Source organism: Acinetobacter sp. TW_SC_4 (assembly GCF_054861205.1).
This window is the reverse complement of record NZ_CM142174.1, coordinates 3,124,747-3,144,098: the sequence shown is the minus strand read 5'-3', so window position 1 is coordinate 3,144,098 and position 19,352 is coordinate 3,124,747. Positions and strand designations below refer to the sequence as shown.

The 19,352-nt window shown below is 44.0% G+C and carries 17 protein-coding genes and 1 pseudogene; 6 read left to right on the top strand and 12 right to left on the bottom strand.

Annotated elements, in window-relative coordinates:
• The first annotated feature begins 540 nt into the window (after positions 1-540).
• The 5 genes and pseudogenes from ACWM1W_RS15325 to ACWM1W_RS15305 all read left to right on the top strand — a co-directional run bounded on the left by ACWM1W_RS15325 (position 541) and on the right by ACWM1W_RS15305 (position 5,046).
• Complete coding sequence (locus tag ACWM1W_RS15325) at positions 541-849, top strand: hypothetical protein (RefSeq protein ID WP_341120754.1); 309 nt, start codon at positions 541-543, stop codon at positions 847-849.
• 152 nt (positions 850-1,001) lie between these two features.
• Complete coding sequence (locus tag ACWM1W_RS15320) at positions 1,002-2,030, top strand: IS701 family transposase (protein WP_461603280.1); 1,029 nt, start codon at positions 1,002-1,004, stop codon at positions 2,028-2,030.
• A 60-nt stretch (positions 2,031-2,090) separates the two neighbouring features.
• Positions 2,091-2,996 (top strand): GGDEF domain-containing protein, encoded by a 906-nt coding sequence (locus ACWM1W_RS15315; RefSeq protein WP_448765272.1) that lies wholly within the window; start codon positions 2,091-2,093, stop codon positions 2,994-2,996.
• Positions 2,997-3,139: 143 nt separating this feature from the next.
• Positions 3,140-4,297 (top strand): PQQ-dependent sugar dehydrogenase, encoded by a 1,158-nt coding sequence (locus tag ACWM1W_RS15310; protein ID WP_262477642.1) that lies wholly within the window; start codon positions 3,140-3,142, stop codon positions 4,295-4,297.
• Positions 4,298-4,648: 351 nt separating this feature from the next.
• Positions 4,649-5,046 (top strand): annotated as a pseudogene (locus ACWM1W_RS15305) (tautomerase family protein).
• A gap of 255 nt (positions 5,047-5,301) precedes the next feature.
• On the opposite strand, the gene ACWM1W_RS15300 reads toward ACWM1W_RS15305, so the two are convergent.
• The 5 genes from ACWM1W_RS15300 to ribF form a co-directional block, all read right to left on the bottom strand.
• Complete coding sequence (locus tag ACWM1W_RS15300) at positions 5,302-5,844, bottom strand: NADPH-dependent FMN reductase (protein ID WP_005232867.1); 543 nt, start codon at positions 5,842-5,844, stop codon at positions 5,302-5,304.
• A 133-nt stretch (positions 5,845-5,977) separates the two neighbouring features.
• Positions 5,978-6,460, bottom strand: coding sequence for an FKBP-type peptidyl-prolyl cis-trans isomerase (locus ACWM1W_RS15295; protein WP_005232865.1), 483 nt, complete (start codon positions 6,458-6,460; stop codon positions 5,978-5,980).
• A complete protein-coding gene (lspA, locus tag ACWM1W_RS15290) occupies positions 6,453-6,992 on the bottom strand; it encodes a signal peptidase II (protein ID WP_004781354.1) in 540 nt (179 codons plus the stop codon). Before lspA ends, ACWM1W_RS15295 begins: the two co-directional genes overlap by 8 nt.
• Positions 6,985-9,831: an isoleucine--tRNA ligase gene (ileS, locus tag ACWM1W_RS15285; protein ID WP_005232863.1), complete on the bottom strand. Its 2,847-nt coding sequence runs from the start codon at positions 9,829-9,831 to the stop codon at positions 6,985-6,987. The genes lspA and ileS overlap by 8 nt, the downstream gene beginning before the upstream one ends.
• Before the next feature lie 64 nt (positions 9,832-9,895).
• Positions 9,896-10,897 (bottom strand): bifunctional riboflavin kinase/FAD synthetase, encoded by a 1,002-nt coding sequence (ribF, locus tag ACWM1W_RS15280; protein WP_005232861.1) that lies wholly within the window; start codon positions 10,895-10,897, stop codon positions 9,896-9,898.
• A 255-nt stretch (positions 10,898-11,152) separates the two neighbouring features.
• Here ribF and ACWM1W_RS15275 point away from each other — a divergent pair, with 255 nt between their 5' ends.
• A complete protein-coding gene (locus ACWM1W_RS15275; protein ID WP_034580399.1) occupies positions 11,153-11,716 on the top strand; it encodes a 5'-methylthioadenosine/S-adenosylhomocysteine nucleosidase family protein in 564 nt (187 codons plus the stop codon).
• A gap of 72 nt (positions 11,717-11,788) precedes the next feature.
• Here ACWM1W_RS15275 and ACWM1W_RS15270 read toward each other — a convergent pair whose 3' ends face one another.
• The 7 genes from ACWM1W_RS15270 to argA all read right to left on the bottom strand — a co-directional run bounded on the left by ACWM1W_RS15270 (position 11,789) and on the right by argA (position 19,275).
• The gene (locus tag ACWM1W_RS15270; RefSeq protein ID WP_005232857.1) at positions 11,789-12,412 is read right to left on the bottom strand and encodes a TetR/AcrR family transcriptional regulator; all 624 of its coding nucleotides are present in this window, start codon (positions 12,410-12,412) and stop codon (positions 11,789-11,791) included.
• 349 nt (positions 12,413-12,761) lie between these two features.
• The gene (locus ACWM1W_RS15265) at positions 12,762-13,568 is read right to left on the bottom strand and encodes an ABC transporter ATP-binding protein (RefSeq protein ID WP_005232855.1); all 807 of its coding nucleotides are present in this window, start codon (positions 13,566-13,568) and stop codon (positions 12,762-12,764) included.
• Positions 13,569-13,593: 25 nt separating this feature from the next.
• The gene (ssuC, locus tag ACWM1W_RS15260; protein WP_005232853.1) at positions 13,594-14,409 is read right to left on the bottom strand and encodes an aliphatic sulfonate ABC transporter permease SsuC; all 816 of its coding nucleotides are present in this window, start codon (positions 14,407-14,409) and stop codon (positions 13,594-13,596) included.
• The gene (gene ssuD, locus ACWM1W_RS15255) at positions 14,409-15,584 is read right to left on the bottom strand and encodes an FMNH2-dependent alkanesulfonate monooxygenase (RefSeq protein ID WP_005232851.1); all 1,176 of its coding nucleotides are present in this window, start codon (positions 15,582-15,584) and stop codon (positions 14,409-14,411) included. Before ssuD ends, ssuC begins: the two co-directional genes overlap by 1 nt.
• Positions 15,585-15,620: 36 nt before the next feature.
• A complete protein-coding gene (locus ACWM1W_RS15250; RefSeq protein WP_005232849.1) occupies positions 15,621-16,616 on the bottom strand; it encodes an aliphatic sulfonate ABC transporter substrate-binding protein in 996 nt (331 codons plus the stop codon).
• A 24-nt stretch (positions 16,617-16,640) separates the two neighbouring features.
• Positions 16,641-17,597, bottom strand: coding sequence for a sulfonate ABC transporter substrate-binding protein (locus tag ACWM1W_RS15245; RefSeq protein ID WP_005232847.1), 957 nt, complete (start codon positions 17,595-17,597; stop codon positions 16,641-16,643).
• A 334-nt stretch (positions 17,598-17,931) separates the two neighbouring features.
• Positions 17,932-19,275, bottom strand: a complete 1,344-nt coding sequence (gene argA / locus ACWM1W_RS15240) for an amino-acid N-acetyltransferase (protein WP_005232845.1) — start codon at positions 19,273-19,275, stop codon at positions 17,932-17,934.
• Between the last annotated feature and the right edge of the window lie 77 nt (positions 19,276-19,352).

Genomic DNA, 19,352 nt, shown 5'->3' with positions numbered 1-19,352 from the left:
ACGGCTGTATAATCTCTGATCAGTTGTGAAATGTTATACTACTCGTGTAAATATTTTTTATTCTCTGAGTCATATGCAGCAGATTCTCATAAACACATTTGTGTTGATATGGCTCAGTTTGATTTCTCCACAGCTATACGCTGTAACAGAATTAAATTTTGATCATCATCAGTATGTCAAACTTGATGTCGAATGGGATTTCTACCCCAATCAGCTGATTGATCCCACTTCTGGGTAGCGACCATCTCAGTTAACTTCCTCTAATCAGACTCTTGCTGCTGAAAAAGTTCATTTACCTAATTCTTTCCTGATCTTAACAGGTCATAAAGACCATATTGGAACTTTTCAAAAAGCCTTCAGGCTGCCTGAATCAGTCATCAATCATGCGGTTTATATTTATGTACCTTATCAGTATGGGGCTTATCGCATGTATTTCGATGGTCATCTCATGATAGAAGTAGGGCAGGTAGGCATACATGGTCAGCATCAGACCATGATGGCGCCAAAGTTGGCTTCTTTCTTTCCCTCACAGAGCGGGAAGTGACGATTACCATTCAGGCTTTAAGTTATCACCATATCCGTGGCGGGCTGGAAAACAGCATGTTTATTGGCTTTAACCAGCCTATTGTGGATAAGTTTTATGATCAGGTAATTCCTTTAAGTGTGATCAGTGGCGTTCTGCTGATGATTGGCTGCTTTATGGTGTTCTTTGCAGTATTTCGCAGCCTTAAAACGCAAGCAGGTAATTTGCTGCTGTTTCTAGGGTTATTTATTCTGTGCTTGAGCCTGCGTAGCTTCTTTGCAGTCCCATTCATTTATACTTTATTCACGAATATTTCCTGGGTATGAGGCACACGATTTGAGTATTTACTGACTGAATTGGCGACTCTGTTCTTCTTGATTTATACCTATTTATTGCCGTATCGACTGTTAAATCCTTATTTATAGGACTTACGCATTGACGGATTCAAAAAAGTATTAAAATACTTTATAAAGTATCTGTGATTAGACGAATTAAACATGCTTCTACAGCAACTTGTACATTACCCATTTATATGGGCTTTCTCATGACAGAACCGAACTCTATTAGCTGCACACAACTTGCCGAGACTTATAATATCTCGCATGATAGTGTAAATCGCTTTCTAGAGCGTGAAGACTACACACCTCACGACCTATATCAAGAATCAATTCAACATATTGATAATAATAAACTTATAGTCAGTATTGATGATACTGTTTTAGATAAACCATATAGTCAACATATGGACTTGGTTAGCTATTTTTGGTCAGGCAAACACCACCGATCCGTCAAGGGTATTAATCTCATTACCTTGTATGCGACAGATCAAAATGGTCAAAATATTCCAATTAATTTCCGAATTTATGACAAATCTGAAAGTAAAACCAAGAATGATTACTTTATGGATATGTTAAGTGAAGTACTCAATTGGGGTGCAAAGATTCAATTTATTACAGGTGATAGTTGGTATTCATCGACTGGAAATCTAAAAACCATAAGAAAATATGGTATTCGATTTATGTTTGGTATCGACTGTAACCGTAAGGTTTCCCCAGAAAAAGGACAATGGTTTCAACTGCGTTTATTGCCAGATTTCCATCAGGGTCAAGTGGTCTGGCTCAAAGATTTTGGCTTTGTACAATTATTTAAGACTCAGTTAAAAGAACAGCAGAGGTTTTATATTGTGCATCAAGATGAAGATGATTTATTGTCCTTTGAAGGTTTTCATGAATTACATTCAAGTCATTGGAAAATAGAGCAATATCACCGGGTGATTAAACAGGTTTGTCATATTGAAAAGTTTCAAGTAAGACGATCTAAACTGATTTTGAATCATATTTTTTCAGCCTTGATGGCCTACGTTGAGATACAAAAGAACCAGTTTGAGCGGATCTTTGAAAATGTATATCGTTGGCAGAAGAAATTATTTAGACCAGTTATCAAAAACTTCATTGATGACTTTATTCTCGATAAAAATCATCTGCTACCACAGAGAATCTATAAATAATAGTGCGTAAGTCCTAATTTATTAAAAATCACAGCTTTGTTAATTAGTATCAATGTGGCTGTGACCCTGTTTAAGCTGCCTTATATCTTCCAGAGCTTCTTTTTCCAAAGCTTTAGTATTGCAGTACTGGTTTTTATTAATCTGCTTTATGGCGCTTACCGCATGCACAAATCACATGTGCGTTATTCCAAGATCAATTCTATTGCGGTGGTGCTGGTCTGCCTGACCTTTCTGTATGACTATTTACTTGCGCTTAAGGTAATTGATTCAGTTGAAATTGCATTTTATACCTCCTGTGCCTATTTTATTTTAATTACCTTTCAGCCCAGCCGTGATTATGCGTTGCAAAGTATTAATACCGAGTTGTTAAACAAGCAGCTTTTGCGACTGAATAAAGAACTTGATCAGAAGGTTCAGGACCGTACGCGTGATATCACCTTGCTCAATGAGAAACTCGCGCAGCAGGTGAGGCTGGATTCGCTGACAGGTGCCTATAATCGCTTTGCCTTAAATGAACAGCTTCAGCAGCAATATGAGCATGCGATAGCAAACCAATCTTCGCTGGCTGTTTATATGATCGATGTGGATTATTTTAAAAACTATAATGACTATTATGGCCATCTCAAAGGTGACTATATTTTAAAAACACTGGTTCAAACTATTCAGCAAATATTGCCTGAAAATGACTTTCTGGCCCGTTATGGGGGTGAGGAATTTGCGGTTTTACTGGCAGATATTTCCTGGCAGGAAGCCGAAGCTTTTGCCGAGCAACTTTGTGAGGTCATCCGTAAGCTCAATTTGGAACATGCCAATCGTGGGGATGACAAGTCCTGGATCAGTATCAGTGTTGGGGCAGCGATTATGGATGCTGAACATATCTATAGAAATGTTGACCGTTTACTGAAAACAGCTGATCAGCAGTTGTATCAGGCGAAAGTTCTTCGCGATTCAGCCTGTATTAAATAATAAAAAATCCAATCAATACATCAGCTATCTTTACCTGATCAAGTTATATCCGCTTACGATTCCTTTACTTTTTTATTATTTTAGCCGCTTTCCGGAATGCTAAATTGGTACTTATCTGAATGAAATTAGCATGAAGAATAACAATGAAACAGACTCAACTAGCAGCAATTTTATTATTAGGCTTGGGTTCCTATAGCCTGACCGCCTGTGCCCAAGACAAGACTTCATCACCGGCAGCTGGGCAATCCGCTGCCAAAACCACACAGCAAGCCTATAAAGTCGAAGAATTTACGCAGTTGAATGAGCCATGGGCACTGACTGAGCTGCCAGATCAGCGTTTACTGATTACCGAAAGATCAGGAAAATTAAAATTATTTAATCCAGCCAATCGCAGTACTCAAACTGTTCAGGGTATTCCTCAAGTGGCCTATGGCGGACAAGGTGGCTTAGGCGATATCGCTCTCCATCCTGACTTTGCCAAGAATCAGTGGGTATATCTCAGTTATGCCGAACAGGGGCAGGGTGGCTATGGTGCAGTCGTGGTTCGTGGCAAGCTCGATCTCACCAAGAGCACGCCACAGCTCACTCAGATCAAAAAAATCTGGACCCAGGTACCGAAATTTTCTTCCGGAAAGGGTCATTATGGGCACCGGATTATCTTTGGCTCAGATAACAAACTCTGGATCAGTTCGGGTGAACGTCAGCAATTTAATCCAGCTCAGGACATGAAATCCAATGCCGGCAAGATTATTCGTCTGAATGATGATGGTTCAATTCCTTCCGATAATCCATTCATGAACCAAGGTGAAATTGCTAAACAGGTCTGGAGTCTGGGACACCGTAATCCTCTCGGTTTGGCATTTGATCCACAAGGGCAACTTTGGGTGATTGAAATGGGTCCTAAAGGTGGTGATGAGCTGAATAAAGTGATGAAAGGCAAAAATTATGGCTATCCGATCGTCTCCAATGGGGATCATTATGATGGCAAGCCGATTCCAGATCACAGTACCCGACCAGAGTTTGAAGCACCAGCACTAGATTGGACTCCAGTAATTTCTCCTTCAGACTTGCTATTCTATACTGGCAATAGCTTTCCTCAATGGAAAAATAAAGCCATTGCTACAGGTCTGTCTTCTCAGGCAATGATCGTGATTGATACTATTCAAAGCCCTGTTAAAGAAATACAGCGACTGGATATGAAAGAGCGGATTCGTGGTGCGATTCAGGCCAAAGATGGCTCACTCTGGGTGATTGAAGATGGTCCAAAAGCCAAGTTGCTTAAGATGACCGCCCCTCAGTAAAAAGCTAAATAGTTAATATCAGAATGAAAGAAAAAGGCCCCAACTCCTGTGAGGGCCTTTTCAAATTTAGCTCAGATACCTTTCCTCCGGTATCAATCAGCATCCTGCCGATGTTTTATTCTTGTTTTTGCAAGACTTCCTGTCTTGGTATGCACTCAATATAGCCTGAGTCAGAAAGACCGAGTAGAGGCATTGACCGCATCTGCTGTAGGCCAGAGGCGACAAGGTCACTTGAAAATATTTATCCAATTAATTCCAGAGTTCTCAGGATAATTTTGCGATATGGTAGAGATAGAAGACCTTATTAAAGCTCATCTCTCTATTCAATAAAATAATAAAAAGAAGAAGCACATGCCTACCGTTCAAATTGAAGTCCGGCAGCAGTATTCCCAGGCTGATGAAGAGCGGTTACTCGACAGCGTATTTCAATGTGTGAAAAATGCGTTTCAGCTGCCTGACTATGACCGTAATATCCGGCTGGTGGTACATGAAGCCCATCGTTTTCAGTATATGACTCATCTGACCCAGCCTGAATACTTTACCTTGATCGGTATTGACTGCTTCGCTGGCCGGAGTCTGGAGACCAAGCGCAAACTGTATCAGCAGATTGTGTAGAAAGCTTGGGAAAACTGGGCATTCCGCCTGATCATATCCTGATTCATCTGTGAGAAAGTCCATGGGAAAACTGGGGGATCCGAGGCGGACAAGCAGCCTGTGATATCAATTTAGGCTTTAATGTAGAGATCTGATTTTTTGAAGAAAAATACCAGATTTTAAATGCAAAAAAGCCCCAACATCCTGTTGAGGCTTTTCTGGATTTGCTTCTCAGATCTGACTCCTGTCTGACCTGTCAACGTCCTGTTACTCTGCGCTTTTTATTGTTGTTGTATCGCTTTGCAGACTTCCTGTCTGTCTATGAATCAAACTATAGCCTTGAACTGAAAGTGAGAATAGCCGACAAATTCTGCGCTGCCTGTAGGCTAAAGCGCACATCGCTGTCGTCTTCAGGCACTGACATACTGGATCAGCTTATCTACGACATCTCTGAGTGTTTTATTGTCGAATTCATTTCCTTCAAAGCTGTAGTCTTTATTGCGACTAAAAATGTCTCGCAGCTCTACAATCGCATTGGTATCCACCATACCGAGCTGAGTGCCGACCTGGCGGATCTGATCAATGGAACGTGAGCCATTAGTGACGCCATAACCTATATAGGCTGCCGGCTTGCCTTGCCATTCCTTGGCCAGATAATCCAGCGCATTTTTTAATGCCGGGCTATAGCCATGGTTATATTCGGGACTGATAAAAATAAATGCATCCGCAAGGGCAATAAAGTCAGCCCATTCCTGCTGTTTCGGCTGATCATAAATACCGGTCAATGGGGGATGAGAACCAGCAAAAAGCGGAAGATCCCATTCTTTTAAGTCGACAAGTTCGGTTTCAAGCGTGCTAAAACCATATTTTTTAATTTCCTGTAGTACCCAATGTGCGACCTTAATTGCTGTACGTCCTTCACGCACACTGCCAACCACAATATAAATTTTCATATCTTTCCCTTTCTTATCGCATTCTCATCAAATTAAATTAATCAGATTTCTGAACAGAGACTAGAGAGGATTTGTATCCAGAAACTAAAAAAGCTCCCGAAGGAGCTCTTTTAAATCATGTGATTAGCTGAAATTACATCAGCTTCACACCTTGCTGGCCAGCCGGAGTGACTTTGAAGATTTCGACTTCAAAGGTGATGTTTTTACCTGCAAGTGGATGATTAAAGTCCACTTCAGTGATGTCATCATTCACGGATCTTACCACGCCATACAAAGTCGATTTGGCCTTGTCTTCAAACTCGATCATATGACCTTCAATCGGACGTTCGCCGAATTTCACCGTATCAAATTTTTGGACATTTTCAGGATTCCACGGACCAAAAGCATCTTCGGGCGGAAGGCTGACAGTACGACGGTCACCAGCACGCAAGCCCATTAAAGCTTTTTCAAAACCTGGTAATAGGTTGCCATCACCAATGGTCAGGCTTACCGGTTCTTCACGGCTACGGGTATTGTCAATTTCTACGCCACTTTCGATCGCGACAGAAAAATGAAGCTCGACTTTAGAGCCGTCTTTAACACGAGTTTCCTCGTTAGGATTAATAAAATCAGTCATGTTGCGCCTGTGCACGTTGAATTCGGTGTTTTTCCAGGAAAAACGTATCAATCAGCAGCAGAATCGTACCTAAAGTAATGGCACTATCCGCAATATTAAAAGCAGGGAAGTGGCTGTTCTGATAATAGACATGAATAAAGTCGACCACATAACCTAAAGAAATGCGGTCAATCAGGTTACCAATAGCACCACCCAGAATCAGGGCAACTGCTAGTGGCAAGACTTTCATGCTCTTTGGCATACGCATCAGCCAGAACACGAAAACCACAGACACTAAACCTGCAAGAGAGGTAAAGAAATAGCGTTGCCAGCCACCAGCATCGGACAAGAAACTAAAGGCAGCGCCATAGTTATGTAATAGTGTCCAATTTAAAAAGGGCAGGACGGGCACCGGATCTGCATATTCCAGATGTGTTACCGCAATCCATTTGGTCCATTGATCTAGAATGATCGCCAGAATAGCCAGTCCGATCCACCACAAATTGTGAGGATAGAACTGGAACAGACCCTTTTTCTGCTGTGGGTTAGGCATATTTTCTCTCTTCACCTTGGCCGCTCGGGAGGTTAATGATACAACGACCGCATAGTCCTGGATGTGAGGCATGTGTATTCACATCAGGAAGCACATGCCAGCAGCGTACACATTTCTCGCCATCTGCCGCAGATACTTTTACGCGTAGGCCTTCAAGTTCAGCGTCATTGCCTTGAGCAGCATCAAACGGATTCACGATTACCTGAGAAGTGATCAGAACGAAACGCAGCTCATCACCCAGACGGTCTAGAACAGCTTTCAGTTCATCATTGGCCCACAGCTCAACTTTGGCAGACAGGTTTGAACCCACTAGTTTCTCGTTACGCGCATTTTCAATGTGCTTGTTGACCGCAGATTTGACTGCAATCAGGGTTTGCCAGTCTGCTTCAGACAACAGGTTTTCTTGTGCTGAGACTGGAATATCGTACCATTCAGCAGTGAACACATATTTCTCGCTTTGACCTGGAATTAGTGGCCATGCTTCTTGAGCGGTGAAGCTCAGGATTGGTGCCATCCAGCGTACAAAGGCTTGTACCAGATGATATAGCGCAGTTTGCGCAGAATGACGTGCCTGCGAGTCTGCTTTAGTGGTGTACTGACGGTCTTTGATGATGTCTAAGTAGAAACCACCGAGGTCGTTAATACAGAAGTTGGTCAAGGCATTGGTCACGATATGGAAGTTCATATCTTCATATGCTTTCTTGATGGTTTCCTGTACATCATTCGCGCGTTGCAGGATGTATTGATCCAGTGCAATCAGTTGATCTACAGGTAGAGCATCAGTTGCCGGGTTGAAACCATTCAGGTTTGCCAACAAGAAACGCAGGGTATTACGGATACGACGATAACCATCTGACGCACGGTTAAAGATTTCTTTACCTGCGGTCATTTCATAACGGTAATCTGCTGAAGCGATCCAGAAACGCAGGCCGTCTGCACCCATGTTCTTGATAATGTCTTGCGGAGTAATGATATTACCCAGCGATTTCGACATCTTGCGGCCTTTCTCATCGACCACGAAACCGTGAGTCAGCAGACCTTTGTATGGCGCACGTTGATTGATTGCCATAGAGGTCAATAATGAAGACTGGAACCAGCCACGGTGCTGGTCAGAACCTTCAAGATATAAATCAGCTGGATCGGTCAATTCTTCACGGTCACGCAGCACTGCATAGTGGGTTGTACCAGAGTCAAACCATACATCTAAGGTATCGCGAACCGCGTTGTACTGCTCAGCATCATCACCGATGAAGTCTTTAGCTTCACGGTTATACCAGGCATCAATACCTTCCTGTTCGATCAGTTTCGCGACTTCTTCGATCAGTTCAGGTGTACGAGGATGCAATTCATTGGTGTCTTTATGCACGAAGAATGGAATTGGTACACCCCAGGTACGTTGACGTGAGATACACCAGTCCGGACGGCCTTCGATCATCGCCTGGATACGGTTTTTACCCCAATCCGGTACAAAGCTGATGTCATTTTCAATGGCATTCAACGCACCCTGACGCAGACCTTTTTCATCCATGCTGATGAACCATTGTGGGGTCGCACGGAAGATAATCGGAGTTTTATGACGCCAGCAGTGCGGGTAGCTATGCTTGATAGGCTTATGTGCCCATAGCTTGTTAGCTTCGCCAAGTGCCGCAATAATTTGGGGATTGGCCTTGTAGATGTGCTCGCCTGCAAATAGTGGTGAAGTCGGTAAATACACACCATTACCGCCCACTGGATTATCTACTTTCAGGTTATACAGCAGACCAACTTTATAGTCGTCCACACCATGGCCAGGCGCAGTATGTACAGCACCGGTACCGCTGGTTGCGATGACGTGTTCACCCAGAATCACTGGCACTTGACGCTCAGCAATTAGAGGATGTTGCAGTACCAGATTCTCAAGTTTCGCACCGGTAAAATCAGCAATCACTTCAACCGCATTAAAGCCATAACGCTCAGTTGCAGATTCAACCAGATCTTTAGCCAGAATAAAGTTTTGTGCAGCTTTATCTTCACCACGTGCTTTAACCAGTTGGTATTCAATTTCAGCATGCAGGGCAACCGCCTGGTTCGCAGGAAGTGTCCAAGGCGTTGTGGTCCAGATCACGATATCAGTTGAGTCTTTAACTTCAACACCTAAACGTGCAGACAGATCCGCCAGATCAACCACGGTGAAACCCACGTCGATTGCATCTGATTTTTTATCTTCATATTCAACTTCAGCTTCAGCCAGTGCTGAACCACAGTCCAGACACCAGTTCACCGGTTTAAGACCTGGCTGGATATGGCCATTTTTCGCGATTTCACCGAGTGAACGTACAATGTTGGCTTCCTGCTTGAAGTTCATGGTGAGGTAAGGATTGCTCCAGTCGCCAAACACACCCATACGGATGAAGTCTTTTTTCTGTAGCTCAACCTGGCTCAATGCATATTCGCGGCAAGCTTTACGGAAAGTAGGTGCATCCACTTTGACACCAACCTTACCGACTTTTTCTTCAACTTTGAGTTCAATTGGAAGACCGTGACAATCCCAGCCCGGTACATAAGGCGCATCAAAACCGTCCATGATGCGGCTTTTAATGATGATGTCTTTAAGTACCTTGTTGACTGCATGACCTAGGTGAATCTGGCCATTGGCATATGGAGGGCCGTCATGAAGCACGTATTTTTTCTTGCCAATTCGCGATGCACGAATCTGCTGATAAATGTCATCGGCATACCACTCTTCTAACCATTTCGCTTCACGTACTGCCAGATTTGCTTTCATTGCAAAGTCAGTACCTGGGAGGTTCAGCGTGGCTTTATAATCCACTGCATTTTCAGGAGTTTGCTTATCGCTCATGCAAGTTGTCTTCCAATTTAATCAGTCATTAGACTGACACGTTTTACAATAAAAATACGGGACATTAAAAGGGAAATGTGGGGTGTTTTCGACGAAACTCAAGCAGTTTCTCAACATCATCATCAATTCCGGCCTTTAACGCTTCAAGCGAAGGATAATCTTTTTCGCCATGCAGATAATTCAAGAAGGTTACCCGCATTAACAGGCCATACAGATTAGCAGAAACATCAGGAAAATGTACTTCTAATCGCCATTCCGGATGAGTCTGTTTGATCGCAGGGCGGGTACCCACATGACCGGCACCAAACAGGCTGCCCTGATCATAGCCGGCAACACCCGGCTGTTCAGGATTTTCCTGCTGAACCTTGGCGCTGAGTGATCCGGTTTCACAGACTACCTCAACTCCATAAATGCCCTGCAGACAGGGTTTATGCCGGTTTAACCGGACATTAATGGTCGGGAAATCAATGGTACGGCCAATCTGGTCGCCGTATTGCACCCGGCCGGTAATACTATAAGGACGTCCCAGTAATTTGGCTGCCAGAGCCAGGTCGCCCGCTTGCAGGGTCTGACGGATGCGGGTAGAACTGACCCGTTCACCATCTAACGCAATAGTATGCAGGTTGGTGACCTTAAATCCGTAATCTCGCAGGAATTCACTATTGCCCTGACGGTTTTTACCAAAGTGAAAATCATCTCCCAAGACCAGATGTGCTGCATTCAGTTTATCTTTCAGAATGTCGGCAAAGGCTTCGGCACTCAGGCTTCGGAAATGATGATCAAACTTGGCGACCGCAATATAGTCCACACCCAGTTCACTTAGATATTCTACCTTTTCACGCAAAGAAGAAATACGTGGGGGTGCTTCATAACCTTTAAAAAATTCAAGCGGTTGTGGCTCGAAGATCATCACAACAGTTTTTAGTTGTTCAGCTTCTGCAACAGCTTTTAACTGTTTGATCATGGCCTGATGACCCAGATGCACGCCGTCAAAATTACCAATTGTAACGGCGGTTTTTGGCAATTCAAAATGTGACGCTAAAGCATTGAGACGGAGCAGCTGCATAGGTGAAATCAGGGAATTGAAAAATAGGAAAGGCTATATATTGCCATAATCTCAACGATTCGTCTTGTTGTTGTGTTTTTATGCAAAAAAATTATTGAAAAATCACGAAACACATCAAGAAGAAAGTGTGCCATTCAAGAATCTTCTGTGGTTATTTAAGTGAAAGATCTGCAAAATAGAAATCTAAAAACCCGCTTTTCATTGCCCGGATTTTGCTTTCTAATGTCACGGTTTCCTCAGTCTCGGGTAGTTTGCATGTCAGATTCGGCACTCATTATGGCATTGGCCAGTGAATCCAAAGGTTTGTTCGAAGCAGAAGGTGTGGAAGTCCACTATAGTGGCATCGGCAAGGTGAATGCTGCTTTTAAGGCTTTTGAAGTGATTCAGAAAACTGGCTGCAAGACCCTGATTAATCTCGGCACCGCAGGCAGTTCCCATTTCAAAGCGCATGAATTGGTCGAAGTTAAGCGTTTTGTACAACGTGATATGGATGTTTCACCACTAGGATTTGAAGTTGGTATTACCCCGATGGATGATCATTTGCCAGGCGCAATTGATCTGGAACCGTTTTTTGCCCATTTACCGAAAGGAATTTGTGGAACAGGGGACAGCTTTGAAACAGGCTTGCCGAAAGTGGCTTGTCAGCTGGTGGATATGGAAGGCTATGCGCTGGCCAAGGTATGCAGAAAATTGGATGTGCGCCTAATTTCAGTTAAATATATTACTGACGGTGCAGATGATAGTGCTCATTTGGACTGGGAAGAGAATCTGCTGCTAGGTGCGCAGAAATTATTGAATTTATATCAAACGTTAAAATAATAACAAAGGGTGAGAGAAGGGGTCGGCGACCATAAAATTTATGGTCGTATGCCAAATGCTTTTTGCGTTGACCTATTTTTCTTGTGTACGCGGAAGTACGCCGTACAGCATCATATGTACAGTATGCTGGATAATCCGTTGTTGCATGCTGCGGTTACGCAAGGTCTTACCTGTTACCATTTCCATCTGAGTCGCGAAATCTGCATAGTTTTGGGTCACGGCCCAGATATTCAGAATCAGCAGTTCAGGATCGATATCTTTAGAAATCTTGCCTTGTTCCTGCCAGTTTGAAATCACTTTGGCTTTACGCTTGACCAGTTTTTTCAATGGACCTTTTAAGATTTCTAAAATGTGCGGCGCACCCTGAATCACTTCCAGAGCGAACAGGCGTGAAGCTTTAGGCTGGGTACGCGATACTTCAATTTTTTGCATCAAATAATTGGTAATCGCTTCTTCAGGCTCAAGATCAGCTTCTAGCATTTGTAAAGGTGCCAGCCATTTTTGTAGAACGGTCGTTAAAACCTCTACATAGAGCGCCTCTTTATTTTCATAATAATAGAAAATATTCGACTTATGCATTTCTGCAATTTGTGCGATCTCATCTAAACTCGCCCCATTAAAACCGTATAGGGAAAAAACATCGAGTGCAGCATTCAGCAGCTGGTTGCGTTTTTGAGTACTCTTTTTTTGTTCCATCAGCAAATATTAAAAACAATTAAAAAAGGGAATTTTTAATTGTACGTCAAATCATCAGATTTGTGCATCAAGTCAGGCGCTAATTTTATGAATAATGATGATTTATTCTTTAGATTAAAGATACAATTAGTATCGGTTTAAGGCAGAGGAATTAAAAACCAAGCTTTTGAAAAGGTTGATTATTTTTTAAGTACTAATTATTACCTTGAGGCATCATAAAGTTAAAATAAAATTAATGAATGAAGTTGAAATTTTGCCAATTGCTGAATAAATAATCAGTGAGAAAGATATTCTCTTGATTCGAAATAAGGAATCCAGAATAAACAGCTATTCTGGTTTCCCTCACATTTCAGGTTGCCAGAACGGCATTCAGAACCTGCTGTTCAAGTTCGGCGAATTTCACATTCTTTTGTCGTGGACGTGGCAGATCAACTTTGAACTCTTTGGCAATATGGCCTTTATCCAGCAGGATAATCCGGTCAGCCAGTTGTACGGCTTCACTCACGTCATGGGTGACCAGAATCGCGGTAAAGCCCTGTTCAGTCCATAATTTTTCAATCAGGTTCTGCATATCCAGACGGGTCAAGGCATCCAGTGCACCGAGTGGTTCATCTAGCAATAAAATACGCGGCTTATGTGATAAGGCGCGTGCCAGGGCAGTACGCTGACGCTGACCACCAGACAGTTGTGAAGGCCAGAGCCCGGCTTTCTCTTTTAAGCCGACTTTCTCCAGCATTTGTGAAGCATTGTCATGCCGGTCTTTTGGTAGGCCGAGTTGCACATTCTGTTCGATGCTCCGCCATGGCAATAAACGCGGATCCTGAAACATCACACGGATATCATCAGCGGTAATGCCTTCACGGATATGACGCGCAGACTTGAATTTAATTTCGCCATAGCTCTGTTTTTCAAGATCGGCAATCAGACGGAGCAGGGTACTTTTACCACAGCCACTACGTCCAACAATCACCAGAAATTCACCCGGCTGAATATGCAGGTCCAGATCTTCCAGTACCTTCACTGAGCCATAGAACTTGTGCAGCTGTTCAATAATAATTTCAGCACCCGCAACGGCATTGGGATTGATATCGGTTGCAGCAGGCTCCTGCACTGCAGTCGAATCATTGGCAAGACGCCCTAAGCTGAGATCAGTCATCACATGCTCCTTAATATTTTTTCAATTATTTTTGATAGCCAGCATGCCAGCGCAGCAGGAATCGTTCGAAGGCTACAGCCAGGACATCTGCCAGTTTACCGAGCAGGGCATACAGTAAAATACCTACCAGTACGATATCGGTTTGCAGGAATTCACGCGCGTTCATGGTCATATAACCGATACCGGACTGGGCAGAAATCGTTTCCGCCACAATCAGCAGTACCCAGACCAGACCGAGTGAAAAGCGTAGACCGACCAGAATTGAAGGCATTGCCCCTGGCAGGATGATTTCTTTATAAAGCTGCCAGCGAGTCAGACCATAGCTTTTGCCCATCTCGATCAGCTGTGGATCGACTGAACGAATCCCATGATAGGTATTGATATAAATCGGGAAAAACACACCAATGGCCACCAGAAACAGCTTGGCTGATTCATCAATCCCGAACCAGAGAATCACCAGTGGAATTAAGGCCAAAGCCGGAATATTACGGATCATCTGTAAGGTGGTATCCAGCAGGGTAGAAGCCGTTTTGGATGAGCCATTGAGTAGACCCAAAATTAGCCCTAGGCCACCGCCTACTAACAAACCACTGAAGGCACGACCAGCACTGACTTTGACATGTGTCCAAAGCTCACCACTAAGCAGTAAATTCCAGAACGCGATGACTACGGCACTCGGTGCAGGCAAAATGCGGCTTTCCAGCAAACCGGTACTTGACGCGATTTGCCAGAGTAGAATTAATCCGACAGGAACTAACCAAGGCAGCAAACGCTGCCCAAGCTGTGTTCCACGTGAAACCTTCTTTTCTGCGAGGGTTTCAACTGAAACGACTTTCGACATTAAGCTGGCTCCTGAACACTCTCAGCCTTCTTGTTCTCATCTGGAGTGTAGTTATTTGCCACAATCTCACCGAATGGACCAGTCAAGTTTGGCTGAGCCAGTTTTTGTTGAGTTTCTAATGGAAGCAATGGGAATACCAGTTCCGCAAAACGGATCGATTCTTCCAGATGTGGGTAGCCTGAGAAAATGAAGGTATCGATACCTAGATCAGCATATTCCTGAATACGTGCTGCCACAGTTTCTGGATCACCTACAAGCGCTGTACCTGCACCACCACGTACCAGACCTACACCTGCCCACAGGTTCGGAGACACTTCGAGTTTGCTACGGTCGCCATTGTGCAGCTCAGCCATACGACGTTGGCCGACAGAGTCCATTTGCTTGAATTTCGCTTGTGCAGCAGCAATGGTGGCATCATCCACATACTGGATGAGCTCGTCTGCTGCTCTCCATGCTTCTTCATTGGTTTCACGCACGATCACATGCAGACGGATACCGTAGCTCAGCTTGCGACCTTTCGCTTCCGCTTTGGCACGGACATTTTCAATTTTTTCTTTGACTGCTGCAGGCGGTTCACCCCAAGTCAGGTAAGTGTCGACCTGATCAGTGGCCAGTTCAACGGCTGCATCTGAAGAACCACCGAACCAGAGTGGTGGATATGGTTTTTGAACTGGTGGATAAAGCAGTTTGGCCTCGTCCACACTTAAGCGTTCACCATGGAAAGTGAAGCTTTTGCCTGTATGTGAACGGGTCAGGATTTCACGCCAGATGGTGGTGTATTCAGCCGCAGTCTTGTAGCGTATTGCATGATCTTCATAAACGCCGTCACCTTTTAGTTCTTGCTCATCACCACCCGTCACCAGGTTCAGCAATATACGGCCACCAGATAGACGGTCAAAGGTTGCAGCCATACGTGCAGTCAGGGCGGGCGTAGTAACACCTGGACGCAGCGCGACGAGGAATTTCAGTTTTTTAGTGGCATCAATCAGGCTGGCTGCAGTTAACCATGGATCTTCACATGAACGGCCAGTCGGGATTAATACACCTTCATAACCAAGATTGTCGACCGCAACCGCAATCTGCTTCATGTAGGCATGATCTACAACACGTGCGCCCTTGCTGGTGCCTAAGTAACGACTGTCGCCATGAGTGGGGATAAACCAGAAAATTTTCATGTAATATTCCTTAAATTAAATGATCTTGTTTGCTCATCAATGTGTGGCCGCTGGCGACCAGATCTGTTGCTGGACGCTGATGGTTTTGGGAATCAGTTGAACCTGCTGGAAGAGATCGGCAATATTCTGTTGGGCTTTGATCACTTCCGTCGTTAATGGTTGTACCGGCGAAGGTTTAAGACGACGCTCAAATGCAATCTTCGCTACATCCGGTTTCAGACCGGTACTTTTCTGATAAATATCTAGGGCTACAGCCTGGTTTTTAAGAATCCACTGGTCAGATGCATTTAAAGCCTGGATAAACTTGCCGGGACTATCCGGATGCTTCTGAATAAATTCGGGATTGCCGATGTAAAAGGAATAGGTTTGCGGAAAATCACTGGATTCAATCAGTATCTTAACCTGGCTGTCGAACTCGGCTGCACCCAGGAAGGGATCCCAGATTGCCCAGGCATCAATGGCTTTTTTATCAAAAGCAGCACGTGCATCCGCAGGGGGAAGCCAAACGGCTTGAATCTCTGACCAGCTTAAGCCGGCTTTTTCCAGGGTTTTGGCCAGAAGTTCATGCGCGCTCGAACCTTTCTGAACCGCAATCCGCTTTCCTTTCAACTGTTGAATGTTTTGAATAGCACTGTCTTTCGGCAAGACCACAGCTAAAGAATTCCCCGCCACTTTTTCAAAGGCCACATAGCTCAGGGCTTTATCTGCCGCCTGTGCAAAAATAGGTGGGGTATTTCCCACATAGCCATAATCCACTGCCCCGACTGCCAGTGCTTCCAGCATTTGTGGGCCTGCCGGAAACTCTTTCCATTCAATTTTGGCATTGGGAAATTGTTGTTCTAATAGCTTTTCATCGCGTGCCACCAGCAGATTTAAGGCTGATTTTTGAAAGCCAATTGCAATGCTTTGTACCTGTTGTGCTGCTTTGGTGTCTGCAGCAGTCGTTTGTTGTGGTTCCTGTTTATGGCAGCCAGTCAGACTAAAGCTCAATAGCGCTAAGCTGATATAAGAAACTGTTTTTATATGACTCATCTTTATTCTCGAATTATTCTGCTGTTATTTAATAATTGCTGCATCAATATTCAGCTTTTGTGGAATCAGCTGCTGCGCATAAAACGCATCGGCGACTTGTTGCTGTTTTTGAATCACGTCAGTCGTGAGAGGTTGAACACCGAAGCCCATGCGTGAAATAGACGTTTTCAATACATCAAATGCTAGGCCTGTCGGTTTTTCCAGAAGTTTGGCGGCTTCATCCTGATGAGCAGAGACCCACTCAGTGGTCAGATTGAGTTCATTCACGACAGCTTCAATAATCTGTGGGTTGGCTTCAGCAAACTTGCGATCTGCCAGATAGAACTGATGGTTACTGACGATGTTCTCACCCGTTGCGATGACACGCGCACCAATCTGATGTTCTGCTGCAGCGAAGAATGGGTCCCAGATCACCCAGGCATCGACAGCACCGCGTTCAAAAGCGGCACGGGCATCAGAAGGTGGCAGGTAAACTACTTCGATATCGCTGAGTTTCAGATTATTGGCTTCAAGGACTTTGAGTAGTAAGTAATGAACATTTGAGCCTTTATTTAAGGCAATACGTTTGCCTTTCAGATCCTGTACAGATTGAATTTTCGAGTCTTTTTGTACGATTAGCGCTTCAGCTTTCGGTGCTTCAGGCTGATTGGCCACATAGACCAGATTTGAATTCGCTGCTTGAGCAAAAATCGGTGGCGCTTCACCGGCTTCACCAAAAGATACGCTGCCGACATTCAAGCCTTCAAGCAACTGAGGACCAGCCGGGAATTCAACCCATTTCACATTCACGCCTTTTTCTTTTAATGACGTTTCTAAGGTGCCACGTTCTTTTAAGATCGGCAGTACGCCATATTTCTGGAAACCAATATTCAGGGTCACGGCTTCTTGTTTTTTGCCACAGCCAGAAAGCATCATCACGCCAGCCACCGCAGCACTAAGGACCGCAGTTTTTGTGAATAATTGAATGTGTGATTGGCGCATGAATCAGAACTCCTGAAAATTTAGAAATGTGAAATGAAGAACTTAGGCATACGCTAAAGCTTTTTACTTTTCTAAAAAAATAACTATTCAGGAATTTCTAATGAATAAAAAAGATAAATAAAAAAGTGCAAAACTTATGCAGGAAAGTGATTTACACATTAATTTAGGAAGAAAGAGTAATTAATATAAGATAATGAAATATAAAATTATTTATTCTAAATAAAGTGGCCAGATATGCTTATTAGAAAATCAGCAATAGGATTTTTATACTGAATACAGGTTTTATGAATATCGTTATCTAAAATAGAGATATGAGAGCTAATAAAAAGTCACTTTAAAGTGACTTTTTACAGACAATTGAATTGCGCTGATAATTATAAAAAGCCTGTCGGGCATCGGGCAAATCATCTACTGATGCCGGTTCAAAGCCCTGTTCCAGAAACCAGTGTGCGGTACGGGTGGTTAGAATAAACAGTTGCTGAATACCCAGACTTTTGGCCTTATCTTCCAGATAATGCAGAATCTGGCTACCGCGGTTGGATTGACGGTAACTTGGATCTACTGCAACGCAGGCGATTTCTGCAGAACGCAGTTCATTGCCCGTAGTTGGAATCGGATACAGGGCAGCACAGGCCAGAATCATGCCATCACGCTCAATTACGGCGAACTGGTCAATTTCATTTTCCAGACGCTCCCGCGAACGGTAAACCAGAATACCTTCTTCTTCCATGGGGCGGAGCAAACGGATCAAGCCACCGACATCTTGAATGTCGGCCATACGCACTTCTTCATAATGCGCATCGGTGATCATGGTGCCGGAACCATCCCGGGTGAACAGTTCTTCCAGCAAGGCGCCGTCATAGGTATACGAAATCAGGTGAACGCGATTGACGCCATTTCGGGACGCTTCCTGAGCGGCCTTGAGCTGGAGCCGAATTTCAATATCCTGTTCATCAGAAAGAATATAGTCATCCAGTTGCTGTGGGGTTACTTCCCGTTTTAACTGACCCTTACTGTCGAGCAGACCATGCTGTCGACCCAAGATAATCAGTTTATCGGCTTTGAGACGAGTCGCAGTTTTGGTTGCGACTTCTTCAGCTAGAAGGTTAAAAACTTCACCTGTGGTTGAATAGCCGGTCGGACCGAGAATCACAATATTATGATTGTCCAGATGACGTTGAATCGCATCGGTATCAATGGCCCGAACTTCACCAGTTAACTGAAAATCGACCCCGTCACGGATGCCATAAGGTTTGGCTGTCACAAAATTTCCTGAAACGGCATCAATGCGCGCACCATACATAGGTGAGTTGGCCAGTCCCATCGATAATAGCGCCTCAATCTGTAAACGGATCGATCCTACTGCATTCAGTACACAGCTTAAGGATTCACGAGTCGTCACCCGACGCTGCTGGTGGAAAGGGGTCTCGAAACCACTCGCAGCCAGATTCTGGTTAATCTGCGGACGCGCGCCATGTACCAGAATCAGACGGATTCCTAAAGAATTGAGCAGGGCAATATCATGAATGATGTGCTGAAAGTTGTCATGCAATACCGCTTCACCATCAAACATGATCACAAAAGTTTTATTGCGATGAGCATTGATATAAGGCGCAGAATGGCGAAACCAGTGCACATATTGCAAGGTGTTGCTCGGTGAGGTTTCTGCTGCAGTCATAGCTGTGCCTATTTCAACATTTAAAGATCTAGCTTTGATTCTAATGAAAAAATACTGAAGTGGAAGTACAGATATAA

Excerpts from the sequence above, each read along its gene's own strand:
- ACWM1W_RS15310 (WP_262477642.1), top strand. The coding sequence starts at position 3,140 with ATGAAACAGACTCAACTAGCAGCAATTTTATTATTAGGCTTGGGTTCC.
- ACWM1W_RS15300 (WP_005232867.1), bottom strand. The coding sequence starts at position 5,844 with ATGAAAATTTATATTGTGGTTGGCAGTGTGCGTGAAGGACGTACAGCA.
- ACWM1W_RS15295 (WP_005232865.1), bottom strand. The coding sequence starts at position 6,460 with ATGACTGATTTTATTAATCCTAACGAGGAAACTCGTGTTAAAGACGGC.
- lspA (WP_004781354.1), bottom strand. The coding sequence starts at position 6,992 with ATGCCTAACCCACAGCAGAAAAAGGGTCTGTTCCAGTTCTATCCTCAC.
- ileS (WP_005232863.1), bottom strand. The coding sequence starts at position 9,831 with ATGAGCGATAAGCAAACTCCTGAAAATGCAGTGGATTATAAAGCCACG.
- ribF (WP_005232861.1), bottom strand. The coding sequence starts at position 10,897 with ATGCAGCTGCTCCGTCTCAATGCTTTAGCGTCACATTTTGAATTGCCA.
- ACWM1W_RS15275 (WP_034580399.1), top strand. The coding sequence starts at position 11,153 with ATGTCAGATTCGGCACTCATTATGGCATTGGCCAGTGAATCCAAAGGT.
- ACWM1W_RS15270 (WP_005232857.1), bottom strand. The coding sequence starts at position 12,412 with ATGGAACAAAAAAAGAGTACTCAAAAACGCAACCAGCTGCTGAATGCT.
- ACWM1W_RS15265 (WP_005232855.1), bottom strand. The coding sequence starts at position 13,568 with ATGACTGATCTCAGCTTAGGGCGTCTTGCCAATGATTCGACTGCAGTG.
- ssuC (WP_005232853.1), bottom strand. The coding sequence starts at position 14,409 with ATGTCGAAAGTCGTTTCAGTTGAAACCCTCGCAGAAAAGAAGGTTTCA.
- ssuD (WP_005232851.1), bottom strand. The coding sequence starts at position 15,584 with ATGAAAATTTTCTGGTTTATCCCCACTCATGGCGACAGTCGTTACTTA.
- ACWM1W_RS15250 (WP_005232849.1), bottom strand. The coding sequence starts at position 16,616 with ATGAGTCATATAAAAACAGTTTCTTATATCAGCTTAGCGCTATTGAGC.
- ACWM1W_RS15245 (WP_005232847.1), bottom strand. The coding sequence starts at position 17,597 with ATGCGCCAATCACACATTCAATTATTCACAAAAACTGCGGTCCTTAGT.
- argA (WP_005232845.1), bottom strand. The coding sequence starts at position 19,275 with ATGACTGCAGCAGAAACCTCACCGAGCAACACCTTGCAATATGTGCAC.